General features: G+C 59.3%; 19 protein-coding genes. 11 read left to right on the top strand and 8 right to left on the bottom strand.

The features are described 5' to 3' along the window. Positions 1-28 precede the first annotated feature (28 nt). Together rpoZ and folK are read right to left on the bottom strand one after the other, a co-directional pair. Complete coding sequence (gene rpoZ, locus AB8B75_RS06110) at positions 29-382, bottom strand: DNA-directed RNA polymerase subunit omega (RefSeq protein ID WP_405360663.1); 354 nt, start codon at positions 380-382, stop codon at positions 29-31. 71 nt (positions 383-453) lie between these two features. Further along, positions 454-1,044 carry a 2-amino-4-hydroxy-6-hydroxymethyldihydropteridine diphosphokinase gene (gene folK, locus AB8B75_RS06105; RefSeq protein WP_405360661.1) on the bottom strand — a complete coding sequence of 197 codons (591 nt, stop codon included), beginning with the start codon at positions 1,042-1,044 and terminating at the stop codon, positions 454-456. Between the two features lie 117 nt (positions 1,045-1,161). Between folK and AB8B75_RS06100 the strand changes: the two genes are divergently transcribed. The 10 genes from AB8B75_RS06100 to AB8B75_RS06055 all read left to right on the top strand — a co-directional run bounded on the left by AB8B75_RS06100 (position 1,162) and on the right by AB8B75_RS06055 (position 7,244). Next, on the top strand, positions 1,162-1,716 hold the full coding sequence (locus tag AB8B75_RS06100) for an NYN domain-containing protein (RefSeq protein ID WP_405360660.1): 555 nt from the start codon (positions 1,162-1,164) through the stop codon (positions 1,714-1,716). 123 nt (positions 1,717-1,839) lie between these two features. Continuing rightward, positions 1,840-2,790, top strand: coding sequence for a 4-hydroxy-3-methylbut-2-enyl diphosphate reductase (gene ispH, locus AB8B75_RS06095; protein ID WP_405360658.1), 951 nt, complete (start codon positions 1,840-1,842; stop codon positions 2,788-2,790). A gap of 85 nt (positions 2,791-2,875) precedes the next feature. Next, positions 2,876-3,328: a DUF3429 domain-containing protein gene (locus AB8B75_RS06090; RefSeq protein ID WP_405360657.1), complete on the top strand. Its 453-nt coding sequence runs from the start codon at positions 2,876-2,878 to the stop codon at positions 3,326-3,328. Further along, positions 3,325-3,918 (top strand): class I SAM-dependent methyltransferase, encoded by a 594-nt coding sequence (locus AB8B75_RS06085; protein WP_405360656.1) that lies wholly within the window; start codon positions 3,325-3,327, stop codon positions 3,916-3,918. Before AB8B75_RS06090 ends, AB8B75_RS06085 begins: the two co-directional genes overlap by 4 nt. Continuing rightward, a complete protein-coding gene (gene rnhA, locus AB8B75_RS06080; protein WP_405360654.1) occupies positions 3,911-4,372 on the top strand; it encodes a ribonuclease HI in 462 nt (153 codons plus the stop codon). Before AB8B75_RS06085 ends, rnhA begins: the two co-directional genes overlap by 8 nt. Beyond that, complete coding sequence (locus AB8B75_RS06075; protein WP_405360652.1) at positions 4,365-4,766, top strand: NUDIX domain-containing protein; 402 nt, start codon at positions 4,365-4,367, stop codon at positions 4,764-4,766. The genes rnhA and AB8B75_RS06075 overlap by 8 nt, the downstream gene beginning before the upstream one ends. Further along, entirely contained in the window at positions 4,763-5,386 is a 624-nt protein-coding gene (locus AB8B75_RS06070) for a trimeric intracellular cation channel family protein (RefSeq protein WP_405360651.1), read from the top strand. Before AB8B75_RS06075 ends, AB8B75_RS06070 begins: the two co-directional genes overlap by 4 nt. A gap of 93 nt (positions 5,387-5,479) precedes the next feature. Next, positions 5,480-5,728, top strand: a complete 249-nt coding sequence (locus AB8B75_RS06065) for a ParB N-terminal domain-containing protein (protein WP_405360649.1) — start codon at positions 5,480-5,482, stop codon at positions 5,726-5,728. 16 nt (positions 5,729-5,744) lie between these two features. Beyond that, entirely contained in the window at positions 5,745-6,032 is a 288-nt protein-coding gene (locus AB8B75_RS06060; RefSeq protein ID WP_405360648.1) for a hypothetical protein, read from the top strand. An 87-nt stretch (positions 6,033-6,119) separates the two neighbouring features. Beyond that, positions 6,120-7,244: a beta-ketoacyl-ACP synthase III gene (locus tag AB8B75_RS06055; RefSeq protein ID WP_405360646.1), complete on the top strand. Its 1,125-nt coding sequence runs from the start codon at positions 6,120-6,122 to the stop codon at positions 7,242-7,244. A gap of 21 nt (positions 7,245-7,265) precedes the next feature. Here AB8B75_RS06055 and AB8B75_RS06050 read toward each other — a convergent pair whose 3' ends face one another. Then, positions 7,266-7,730, bottom strand: a complete 465-nt coding sequence (locus AB8B75_RS06050; protein ID WP_405360644.1) for a hypothetical protein — start codon at positions 7,728-7,730, stop codon at positions 7,266-7,268. Between the two features lie 286 nt (positions 7,731-8,016). Between AB8B75_RS06050 and AB8B75_RS06045 the strand changes: the two genes are divergently transcribed. Further along, entirely contained in the window at positions 8,017-8,598 is a 582-nt protein-coding gene (locus AB8B75_RS06045; protein ID WP_405360642.1) for a thymidine kinase, read from the top strand. A 4-nt stretch (positions 8,599-8,602) separates the two neighbouring features. Here AB8B75_RS06045 and AB8B75_RS06040 read toward each other — a convergent pair whose 3' ends face one another. The 5 genes from AB8B75_RS06040 to AB8B75_RS06020 all read right to left on the bottom strand — a co-directional run bounded on the left by AB8B75_RS06040 (position 8,603) and on the right by AB8B75_RS06020 (position 11,783). After that, positions 8,603-9,556 carry a 2-hydroxyacid dehydrogenase gene (locus tag AB8B75_RS06040; protein WP_405360640.1) on the bottom strand — a complete coding sequence of 318 codons (954 nt, stop codon included), beginning with the start codon at positions 9,554-9,556 and terminating at the stop codon, positions 8,603-8,605. Continuing rightward, complete coding sequence (locus AB8B75_RS06035) at positions 9,553-9,891, bottom strand: tRNA-binding protein (RefSeq protein ID WP_405360638.1); 339 nt, start codon at positions 9,889-9,891, stop codon at positions 9,553-9,555. The genes AB8B75_RS06040 and AB8B75_RS06035 overlap by 4 nt, the downstream gene beginning before the upstream one ends. Continuing rightward, entirely contained in the window at positions 9,884-10,699 is an 816-nt protein-coding gene (gene proC, locus AB8B75_RS06030) for a pyrroline-5-carboxylate reductase (RefSeq protein ID WP_405360636.1), read from the bottom strand. Before proC ends, AB8B75_RS06035 begins: the two co-directional genes overlap by 8 nt. A gap of 41 nt (positions 10,700-10,740) precedes the next feature. Further along, the gene (locus AB8B75_RS06025; RefSeq protein WP_405360634.1) at positions 10,741-11,241 is read right to left on the bottom strand and encodes a YbjN domain-containing protein; all 501 of its coding nucleotides are present in this window, start codon (positions 11,239-11,241) and stop codon (positions 10,741-10,743) included. A 299-nt stretch (positions 11,242-11,540) separates the two neighbouring features. After that, positions 11,541-11,783 (bottom strand): accessory factor UbiK family protein, encoded by a 243-nt coding sequence (locus AB8B75_RS06020; RefSeq protein ID WP_405360632.1) that lies wholly within the window; start codon positions 11,781-11,783, stop codon positions 11,541-11,543. Positions 11,784-11,875 lie beyond the last annotated feature (92 nt).

The raw sequence follows: 11,875 nt of genomic DNA, 5'->3' as shown, positions 1-11,875 counted from the left end.
ATTTGCCCTCAGGGCGGCGTGGCAGAGCTCAGCCCTGCCCTTGTGCAGCCATCAACTGGCGCAGGAGCATTTCTTCGGACATGCTGTCTTCTTCGGGCTTATCCTGCTCGGCTCCCATCAAAAGCGCCATGGCGTCTTCTTCGGGCTCATCAACTTCGATCTGGTTCTGGTTGCTTTCGATCAGGCGTTCACGCAGCTCGTCGGCGCTCTGCGTTTCGTCGGCGATCTCACGCAGCGACACAACCGGGTTTTTGTCGTTGTCACGGTTGACAGTCACGGCGGACCCGGCTGCAATTTCGCGGGCGCGGTGCGCTGCGAGCATCACCAGTTCGAACCGGTTTGGGACTTTATCAACACAATCTTCAACTGTGACGCGGGCCATGGAACACTCCATAAATCGGGGATTTGTCAGAAGACGCGTATTTAGGCCTCTTTTGCGAGATATACAAGCGTCTATTCGAGCCTGACAATCTCTTCTTTTTGCGCCTGCGGCAAGGCCGCTAGCATCTCGCTGACAGTCAGGCCCAGCACGGGATGCTTCCAGTCGGGGGCGACATCCGCCAAGGGGACCAATACAAAGGCACGCTCCTGAACCCGGGGGTGTGGCAGAATAAGCTCTTCGGGGGCCTGCGCCATTTGCTGATCCAATGACAAGTCGCGCCACCGCGCATGTTTGGCCGCATCCGGCAGCACATGATCCCCATGCGCGACGAGGTCCAGATCCAAAATCCTGGGCTCCCAGCGCGCATCACGGGTGCGACCCATGTTTTCTTCGATTTTGTGAAGTTTTTCGATCACAATTTCTGGAGGCTCTTCGACCTCTATCGCCACCGCCGCATTCACAAAATCTGGACCGCTGCCCGGGGGGAACGCGGGGGTGCGATAAAGAGAGCTAACTGCGCGAATCGCTTGGAAATTTTCAACCAGTGATAGAATGCCTTTTCTGACAGTTTCCGTCGGGTCACCGTGATCAGATGTGCGGTTTGACCCTAGGGCAACCAGCGCAACTGACCGGATTTGTGGCAGAACTTCGCCTGTTTTCATCGTCACCCTCTCTTGCAGCACCCGGAAAAACCCTTACTTTCGGCGATGTCGGAACGCCAATCATTTAATCATGTCGTTTTTTAAACGCTAGCGTCTGACGCATTGGAAGGACAAACCATGTTTTACAAGGACGAACGGCTTGCGCTGTTCATCGACGGGTCGAATCTCTACGCTGCGGCCAAGTCCCTTGGCTTTGATATTGACTACAAGCTTCTACGCCAGGAGTTCATGCGTCGTGGAAAGCTGTTACGCGCGTTTTACTACACTGCCTTGCTGGAGAACGATGAATATTCGCCGATTCGTCCTCTCGTCGATTGGTTGAACTACAACGGGTTCACCATGGTGACGAAACCGGCCAAGGAGTACACCGACAGCATGGGCCGCCGTAAAGTGAAGGGCAATATGGACATCGAGCTGGCCGTGGATGCGATGGAGCTGGCGCCAAGGGTCGATCACATTGTGCTGTTTTCCGGCGACGGTGATTTCCGCCCGCTGATCGAAAGCCTTCAACGTTCCGGCGTGCGTGTTTCCGTAGTCTCGACCATTCGCAGCCAACCGCCGATGATTTCGGATGAGTTGCGCCGCCAGGCGGACAATTTCATCGAGCTGGACGAGCTTAAGGATGTCATCGGGCGTCCGCCGCGCGAATTCCCCGAGACGGCCACCGGCTGAGGTGGCAGCTCCGGTTCGCCCGGCGCGACCACACGACCCTCTGGACGCTGAGACAGCAAACCCTTACCTCTGGTTTCAAGATGTTTTGTGACGCACTTTCGGTGCGAAGCCGGAGACCAAACCATGAGCAAACCACCCCTCACCCTGTATCTTGCAGCACCGCGCGGCTTTTGCGCGGGCGTGGACCGGGCGATCAAGATCGTAGAAATGGCCTTGGAGAAATGGGGGGCGCCGGTCTACGTGCGCCACGAAATCGTGCACAACAAATTCGTGGTCGACGGTCTGCGCGACAAGGGGGCCGTCTTTGTCGAGGAGCTTTCCGAGTGTCCGGACGACCGGCCGGTGATTTTTTCAGCCCATGGCGTGCCCAAGTCCGTACCGGCCGCCGCCGCCGCGCGCGAGATGGTCTACGTGGATGCCACCTGCCCGCTGGTCAGCAAGGTGCATATCGAAGCGCAGCGCCACGCGGACAACGGGTTGCAGATGATCATGATCGGTCATGCGGGCCACCCCGAAACCGTCGGCACTATGGGGCAGTTGCCGGAGGGAGATGTGCTGCTGGTCGAGACACCGGACGATGTAGCGCAGGTCGTGGTGCGCGACCCTGAGCGTTTGGCCTATGTCACCCAGACGACCCTGAGCGTGGATGATACCGCCGAAGTCGTGACCGCCTTGCAGGCGCGGTTTCCGAGCATCGCCGGCCCCCACAAAGAAGATATTTGTTATGCCACGACCAATCGCCAGGAAGCAGTGAAGGCCATGGCACCGAAATGCGATGCCATTCTGGTGGTTGGCGCGCCCAATTCCAGCAATTCAAAACGGTTGGTGGAGGTCGGCGCGCGCGCGGGCTGTGACTATGCGCAGCTTGTCCAGCGGGCGAGCGACATCGACTGGCGCGCTTTGCAGGGCATTCGCAGCATTGGCATCACCGCCGGGGCTTCCGCGCCGGAGGTTCTGATCAACGAGGTGATGGACGCTTTTTCGGAGCACTACGACGTGACCCGCGAGGTGGTGGAGACCGCCGTGGAGAACGTGGAGTTCAAGGTACCGCGCGTCTTGAGGGAACCTGCATGATCGAAATGGGCAATCCGCGGGCGTTCCCAGGGTGCCGGGGTTTGATCATGCACGCAGGCGCGTGTCGTACTGCGCCGGAACGCCAATGAAACGCGTACCAATGGCCCCCCTGCTGCTGGGGCTAGCGGGTCTGATCCCCTTTGTCTGGGGGGCAGCGACCTATCTGATTGATCCGCTGGCAGACTGGGGCATGCGTGCCCTCGGCTCACGGTTCATCGGGCCTTACGTACAACTCTTCTACGGCTCGGTGATCTTGTCTTTCATGTCCGGCGTGCTCTGGGGTTTTGCCACCAAAACCACCGGGGCGAAGGCGGCGGCGGGCTATGTATTGTCCGTCATCCCCGCCCTTTGGGCGTTTTTCATGACCGGCGGGGGCCCGGTAACGGCGGGCCTGAACCTGATTTTTGGCTTTGCGGGACTGTTGGTGCTGGACTTCGCCTTCTGGCGCTGGGGTTTGACACCCGGCTGGTGGATGTCCCTGCGTCTGTTGCTGACGACCGTTGTGATTTTGTGCCTGAGTGTGGGGGTTTTCCTGTGAGCGACGATGAAACACTGAAGGTTTATGCCGAAAAGGCGCAGGAATACGCCGATATGGTGGCTGCGCCGGATCAGCCTAATTCCCATCTGGTGGCCTTCGTTTCGGCCCTGCCCCACGGCGGCACCGTGCTTGATCTGGGATGTGGCCCGGGCAATTCCGCAGGCGCAATGGCGCGCGCCGGTTTGATGGTGACCGCGACAGACCCGGTGCCGGAAATGGTGGCGCTGGCCGCACAGCATGATGGCGTGGACGCGCGGGTTGCAAGTTTTGACGATATCACCGGGACTGATCTTTATGATGGCATCTGGGCGAATTTCTCGCTGCTGCATGCATCGCGTGCGGACATGCCCCGGCATCTTGCTGCCCTTGCGCAAGCGCTGAAACCGGGCGGGCAGTTTCACATCGGCATGAAAACCGGCACCGGCAGCAAACGGGATTCAATCGGGCGGCTTTACACCTACTACACCGACGCGGAGTTGACCGGATTGCTCGGCGCCGTGGGTCTGACGGTTACGGATCGCACAACAGGGCGGGAAAAGGGCCTTGACGGTGTGGAGGCACCATGGATATGCCTCGCCGCTCATGGCTGAGCTTTTTGCATATACGGATGGCGCCTGTTCGGGCAATCCCGGCCCCGGTGGTTGGGGGGCGTTGCTGCGCGCGATGGAAGGCGATGCGGTTGTCAAGGAACGTGAACTCAAAGGCGGTGAGCCGGAGACCACCAACAACCGAATGGAATTGCTGGCAGCGATCAATGCGCTGGAATCGCTGTCGCGTCGCAGCACCATCACGCTGGTCACTGACAGCAACTACGTCAAGAAAGGCATCACCTCCTGGATCTTTGGATGGAAGAAAAATGGCTGGAAGAATGCCGCAAAAAAGCCCGTGGCCAATGCCGAGCTATGGCAACGTCTGGACGCCGCTAATGCGCGCCATGACGTGACCTGGAAATGGGTCAAGGGACACGCGGGCCACCCCGAAAACGAACGGGCGGATGCGCTGGCGCGTGCTGGAATGGCCCCCTTCAAGACATCTGATGCGTGACATCGCCTGCCCGGTGGGTTTGCATCTGGACGGTGTGCCGCGCCGGATTGCCGCCTTTGAACACCCTCAGGCCGGGTTACAGCTGGTCAAGGGCGGCGTGGCCGCAGATGAACGCCCAGAGCAAGCCGCCGCCCGCGCGCTTTTTGAGGAAAGCGGATTGGAAACGCGCGCCGCGATCTATCTAGGGTCGAGCACGGATATTGCCCCTGAGACACGCTGGCATTTCAGCCTGTGCCAGTTGGCGGGACCGCTGCGCCCAAAGTGGCAGCATCTGTGCGCGGATGACGGTGGGCATCTGTTCCGGTTTTACTGGCTGGACCTTGATGCGCCTCTGCCCGAAGGGTTTGCGCCCCCTTACGCCCGCGCGTTTGAGTGGATAAAGGCGGCCCTATGAGCTTGATCAGTTTTCTAGACTATGCCTCGGTGTTTATCTTTGCACTGACCGGCGCACTGGTGGCAAGCCGCCAACAGCTCGACATTGTCGGATTTGCATTTGTGGCTTGCCTGACGGCGGTGGGCGGCGGCACGCTGCGCGACGTACTGCTGGACCGCAACCCGATCTTCTGGATTGCCCAACCCGTCTATATCGGCGTCGCCTGCGCCGCAGCCCTGATCGTTTTTTTGACCGCGCACCTCTTTGAGAGCCGCCTCAAGACGCTGATCTGGCTGGATAGCTTTGCGCTGGCCGTCGCGGTTCCCGCGGGCACCGGTGTGGCTTTGGCGCTGGACCAGCCTATCTTGGTTGTGGTCCTGATGGGCACGATCACCGGCTGCATGGGCGGGCTGCTGCGCGATGTTGTGCTGGATGATGTGCCGCTGGTCCTGAAACAGGGCGAGCTTTATGTGACGGCGGCCTTTGCCGGGGCAACGGTTGCCGCCTTCGCCCGCCCGTATTTTGCGGAAGCCTTGCCTGCGCTGGCGCTCTGTGCGGGTGTCACTTGGGCATTGCGTGCGGGATCGCTGGCCTTTGGCTGGCGCCTGCCGGTTTACAAAAGCCGCCCGCCCCGGATGTGACAAACAATGGCGCCGGGAGAAGCGCAATGGCTCGAAACACGTTTTGATGCATTGGTGCTGGCTTTCTAATGAAAACCCGAGCACAGTTGTGCAATGTTGGACAAGCAAACGATCACCCTTACGGACATCCGGGTCCCCGTCAAACGGGCCCGTACGCTGGATGCGGCCAAGGTCGATGTGATCGCAGAAGACATGTTGGAAAACGGCCAAACTACGCCCATTCAGGTGCGCAAGGACGGAACCGGGTTCATTCTTGTTGAAGGATTGCACCGGCTGCATGCGATGCGCGCCTTGGGAGAGACGGAAATCACCGCCTATCTTGTGCGCGCCCGGCTACACTAGAGGCGAGGGCCGCCCTGTGACCGGTATCAAAATGCTGCCGCTGCTGGCGACGGTGATGGCCTGTGCGCCTGTGGCCCTGCCCCCGTCATCGCTGCCATTTTTCGGAAACGGGTATCGCTATGAGGGCGATCCGTGCCGACGTCTGGGCGAAGACGCCACGACCAATCTGTTTCTGGATGACGCCGCAGATCTGGTTGGCTGTCCCAGTGACGCAGAGATTTTGGGCGCATTCACCAGCGACACCGGCGCAGTGGCGGTTGCACAGCGCGAGGGCTTCACGCTTTACTCCGTACCAACCCGATAAGGTGCCAACGCCGCGTCACCCTTTTCTGCGCGGCTTGACGATCGGGGCGGTTTGCGTCCAACACTGATGCGCAACGGAGGCCCAGAAATGCATATACCTGCCATTACCGGAAGTGGTGTTTTCACCCCGGAAAACGTGATCACCAATGCCGAGTTGGTGACGGCCTTCAACGGCTATGCGGATCTTTACAACGCGGAAAACGCGCAGGCGATTGCGGCAGGCAAGATGGCGGCCAAAGAGTATTCTTCCGAGGATTTCATCGTCAAAGCCTCTGGCATCTATCAGCGCTTTGTCATGGACAAGTCCGGTGTGCTGGATCCAACCGTGATGCACCCGCTGTTGCGTCAGCGCAGTGACGAAGAACCCTCGGTAATGGCCGAGATGGGGGTGAGCGCCGCCAACAAGGCGCTCGACATGGCAGGGAAAACAGCGCGCGACGTCGGTCTTGTGATCTGTGCGGCCTCCAATATGGAGCGCGCCTACCCGGCTTTGGCGATTGAAATCCAGGAGCTTCTGGGCGTGGAGGGATTTGCCTTTGACATGAATGTGGCGTGTTCCTCCGCCACCTTTGGCATTCAGGCGGCGGCGGACATGGTGCGCTCGGGCAGTGTCAAAAGCGCGCTGGTGATCAACCCGGAGATCTGTTCGGCGCATCTGGAATGGCGCGACCGGGACTGCCATTTCATTTTCGGCGATGTGGCTACAGCAACACTGATCGAGCGGCGCGAGGCGGCAAAAGGGCCGAGTTTCGAGATCAGATCAACCCGTTGTGCCACGCAGTTTTCCAACAATATCCGCAACAACAATGGGTATTTGCGACGCTCTCGCCCGGCTGGCATGGCGGACCGGCGCGACATGCAATTCATGCAAAACGGCCGCAAGGTGTTCAAGGAAGTCTTGCCGCTTGTTTCTGCGCATATGGCCGCGCATTTGGGTGACGCAGGTGTGCAATCCGGTGACCTAAAACGTCTTTGGCTGCATCAGGCCAACAAGACCATGAATGATTTCATCGGGCGCAAGGTTCTGGGTCGTACGCCTGCTCCGGAGGAACAACCGAATATCCTGCAGGACTATGCCAATACATCTTCGGCCGGGTCGATCATCGCGTTTTCAAAGCACTCCAGCGACATGGTGCCCGGTGATCTGGGCATCATCTGCTCTTTTGGCGCGGGATATTCCGTGGGGTCAGTTCTGGTTGAGCGTCACGGGTAAAATCGGGGCGGGCGCGATGCGTCACGCCACGCCATGGTCATTTTCCAGATGCAGTTTCATATCGATCAGCACCTGCTGCAACAGGCTGGTTTCGCGCAAGAGGCGTTTGGCTTCATTGACCGTGATTTTGCCGTCTTCCATCGACTGCTGATATTCACCCATCAGCATGGCAAACCTCTGGCTGAGCGCAATCACATCCGCATTCACCCCGCCAGGGCGATCAGCATTTGGGCGGCGTTCGTCATATTGCAAAGATGTTCCCGACAACTCGGCCAGCGCGCCGGTTACATGGGGATAGGTCGCGGCCTGTTCCAACCGCGCGACGGTTTCGATGGGCATATACCGGTCCGAATGTTCATCATGATCTGAATAGTATCGCCCCAGCGTGGCCTTGGATTTCCCGGTAATCTGGCAGGCCTGCTCTATGCCGACGTCCTTAACCAGTGATTCCGTATGTTTCTTCAGGTATCTGCCGATCGCCGTCATATCGCCCTCTTCAAGTTCGAATTTTAAGTATTCACCTTCCGAGGGAATAATGTCCAGCGTCCCCCATTAATCGGATGTCAGGGAAATGTCATTTATACAGGTATTCCCATTGTTCGGGAATTAGCGAGTGGCCGGTGTCCCCTGCACCGGTTTCGGTTTTGAGCTATGTTGCGTTCTGCCGGTTTGGGAACGGCGGGTCGGCTGAAATGCCGACAGCCGCGCACCAGCTCATGTATTATGTTTGCCTATGCTTGCGACGGGCCCTTCCGGGCCCTATCAAACGCATATGGCCAAACTCTATTTTCATTATTCGACGATGAATGCGGGCAAATCAACAGGGTTGCTGCAGGCCGCGCACAATTACCGTGAGCGCGGCATGACGCCCTATCTGCTGACGGCGCAATTCGACAAGCGCGCTGGCGATGGCCGCATCGCATCGCGCATCGGCATTGGCGAAAAGGCCGATACCTTTTCCGACACGGATGATCTTTTTTCCCGCCTCGCCGCGCGCCAAAAGGAAGGACCCGTGGCCTGTGTCTTTGTCGATGAGTCGCAGTTTCTGACCGAGTCGCAGGTCTGGCAGCTGGCGCGGGTCGTGGATGATCTGGGTCTGCCAGTGATGTGTTTCGGGCTTCGCGTAGATTTTCGCGGCAAGCTCTTTCCCGGTTCCGCTGCGCTTCTGGCGCTTGCCGATGAAATGCGCGAAGTGCGCACGATCTGTCATTGCGGCAAAAAGGCCACGATGGTGGTCCGGATGGACGCAGAGGGCAAGGCGCTGCTGGACGGGGCGCAGGTCCAGATCGGCGGCAATGAGACCTATGTGTCCTTGTGCCGCCGACATTGGCGCGAGGCGGTGGGCGACAGCTGAACCGTCAGACCTTGTTAGGCGGGATCTCTCCCGTGAAGAAGGCCTTGAGGTTCGTGACGGTCATCATCCCCATGTCTTCGCGCACCTCCAGCGCTGCGGTGCCGATATGCGGCAACAACACCACGTTTTCCATGGCTTTGAGCGCTTCGGGCACAACCGGCTCGAACTCATAGACATCCAGCCCCGCGCCGCCAATGTCACCGGCGCTGAGGGCCGCGATGAGCGCGCTTTCCTCGACGACGTTGCCGCGCGCGATATTGATCAGATGGGCGTGGCTTTGCATGACAGAAAGCACCTGCGCATTGATCAGGTGATGCGTGGCATCGCCCCCCGGGACGGCCACGACCAACACGTCGACGGCAGCAGCCAAATGCAACAGGCTGTCCATCTGTGTGGCGGGGAAATCCAACGTCTTGGCAGAGCGGCTGTGGTAGGCGACATGCATGCCGAACCCGAAGTGACAGCGCCGCGCGATGGCCTGTCCGATGCGTCCCATGCCCACGATGCCGACGGTTTTGCCACCCAGATGCATGCCCAGAAGCTGCGTCGGATGCCAGCCCTCCCAATGCCCCGCGCGCAGCAGCCTTTCGCCCTCGCCCGCACGCCGTGCGCTCATCAGCATCAGCGTCATGGCCGTATCCGCCGTGGCGTCGGTTACGGCACCAGGCGTGTTTGTGACCGTCAGGCCGCTGGCGGTGGCTGCGTCCACATCGATGTGATTGTACCCCACGCCGAAATTGGCAAGGATCTGGCAGCGCCATGCGGGTTCAGCCACGAAAATCTCGGATGAGAACATATCCCCCAAGGTGGGCACAACGCCGTCATAGTCGCTGAGCGCTGTGCGCATTTCCTCCACCGTCAGCGGCGAGGTTTGAGGCCGTACCGTCAGATCAAAAAGATCCGCTGCCGCAGCCTGAACGGAGTCGGGCAAAGGTCGGGTCATGAAAATCTTGGTCAATGCAATCGCCCTCCCTTGGGCACATCCTGATCCGGCGTGATCAACACGATCTCGCCTTTTTCATCGGGCAATCCCAGCACCAGCACTTCGGACATGAAGGGCCCAATCTGCCGGGGCGGAAAATTCACAACCGCCAGCACCTGTTTACCCACCAGCGCCTCGGGTTCGTAATGCGCCGTCACCTGCGCCGAGGACTTGCGCTCGCCGATCTCCTCGCCAAAATCGATCCACATCTTGATCGCGGGTTTGCGGGCTTCGGGAAAGGTTTCGGCGCGTGTCACAACGCCACACCGCACGTCCACCTTCAGAAAATCGTCAAAATTGATGTTATCCATTGGCAAGCTCCCGTGATCTGTCGGTGGCCGCTTTGACTGCGCGGGCCAACAGCGGTGGAAATCCTGTGTCGCTGTCCATCAACACCTCCAGGGCGGCCTGGGTTGTGCCATTGGGCGAGGTGACATTGACACGCAACTGGGCGGGGTCCTCTTCTGCGGCCTGTGCCAGCGCGCCGGCGCCCGCCACCGTGGCTTTGGCCAGTTGCATCGCCAGATCTGCAGGCAGGCCTTGCGCGGTACCTGCTGCTGCCATGGTTTCGATCATGTGAAAGACATAGGCCGGGCCCGATCCGCTGACACCGGTGACCGCGTCAATCTGGGCTTCGGTTTGCAGCCGGACAACGTCGCCCACCGCACTGAGCAGCGCTTCGGCTTCGTCCAGTGCAGCGTGGCCAACCTTTTCATTGCCGATGATCGCGGTGATGCCCTGCGAAATGGCTGCAGGTGTATTGGGCATGGCCCGCACGATCGGGGTCGCCGCCCCCAAGATATCCTCAAACCGGGCAATGGTGATCCCCGCCGCAATGCTGACAAAAACCGTATCGCTGTTGCCCATGGCCCTGAGCGTCGGCAGGGCATCCGCCATCATCTGCGGTTTTACGGCCACCAGCACAATGGCGGGGGCCACGGGCAAATCGCCGTTCAGCGTTACGCCGGTGGAGATCAGCCAGTCAGAGGGTTGAGGATCAACGACCCAGACGGCGCTGGCGGGCAACCCCTGGGCCAGCCATCCGGCCAGCATCGCCGATCCCATCTTGCCGCAGCCCAACAGCACCAAGCCGTCGCGCGCGATACGACTGTCTTTCATGTGACATCTCCCCGAACCGACCTTCGTGTCGGAGGGAATTGTTACGCGCGTCCGTAGGCCTCTGCAATGGCGACCTGAAGCGCTTCATGCGGTGTCTGATTGCCCCAGACCAGCAGTTGCATCGCCGGGTAATAGCGTTCGGCGCACATCACCGCAGCGCTGATCATCGTGTCGATCTGATCGGCGCTGGCGACATGGCCACCGGCCAAAATCAGCCCATAACGGTAGACCATCAGTTTTTGTTCGTCCCAATAGGTAAAGGCCCCGGCCCAGCACTGATCATTGATGTGATTGATCAATTCGTAAAGTTCGGGCTGTTTTTCTTCCGGCGGCTCCATGTCGAAGGTGCAAATCATCCGCAGCGTCTGATCATAGGCGGACCAGGCCAGCGTCAATGAATAGGTGCGCCATTGTCCTTCCACGGCCATGGCAATCTGCTCGTCCGAGATGCGGTCGAAGTCCCACTCGTGATGGGTTGCGAGATGCTCTACGATGTCGATGGGGTGAATATCGTCTTCTAGATACGGCTCTGACAGTGCCATTGTGCCACCTTTATTTTCGCGCTAGCGCTCAGGACCGGTGACGGCCCCCAATGCTAGGTGCCTGCTCTACAGACCGGGGCGAACCCCCGTGCCTATACCATATATGGTGCTGTGCGAAGCAGCCTGTGGCAACCCCTATTCTTGTGGGTTAACGCAATAAGTTGTGGATGAATTCGTTTTGGGCGCAAAATATCACCAATCCTAAGGATTGCGAGGGCGCGCTTAAGGGGATGTTAATCGAGGTTAACAGATCAGCGCCCCAAAAGAGGCATCTGACCGGTGTTTCGGAGCACGCGAAATCAGTCTTTCGCGTCCATGGCGTCGAGTCGCGCCTTGAGCGCTTCGTTCTCTTCGCGGGCTTTTTGGGCCATGGCACGCACCGCGTCGAATTCTTCGCGGGTGACGAAATCGCGGTCGGCAAGCCAGCGGTCCATCATGCCTTTCATGGCGGTTTCGGCCTCATCGCGGGCGCCCTGCGCCACGCCCATCGCGTTTGTCATCAATTGCGAGATATCGTCAAAAATCTTGTTACGCGTTTGCATCTGTCGCCTCCGGCTGTTCACAATCCGTATATGGTGACAAACCACCGCTGCTGCAAGGTTGACATCGTCGCGCCACCGAACGAAAGGATGCC

This window comes from Roseobacter sp. (assembly GCF_045106495.1).
In the GTDB taxonomy this organism is placed as follows: Bacteria; Pseudomonadota; Alphaproteobacteria; order Rhodobacterales; family Rhodobacteraceae; genus Roseobacter.
The sequence above is the reverse complement of the archived record's forward strand: the minus strand, read 5'-3'. Positions and strand labels throughout refer to the sequence as shown.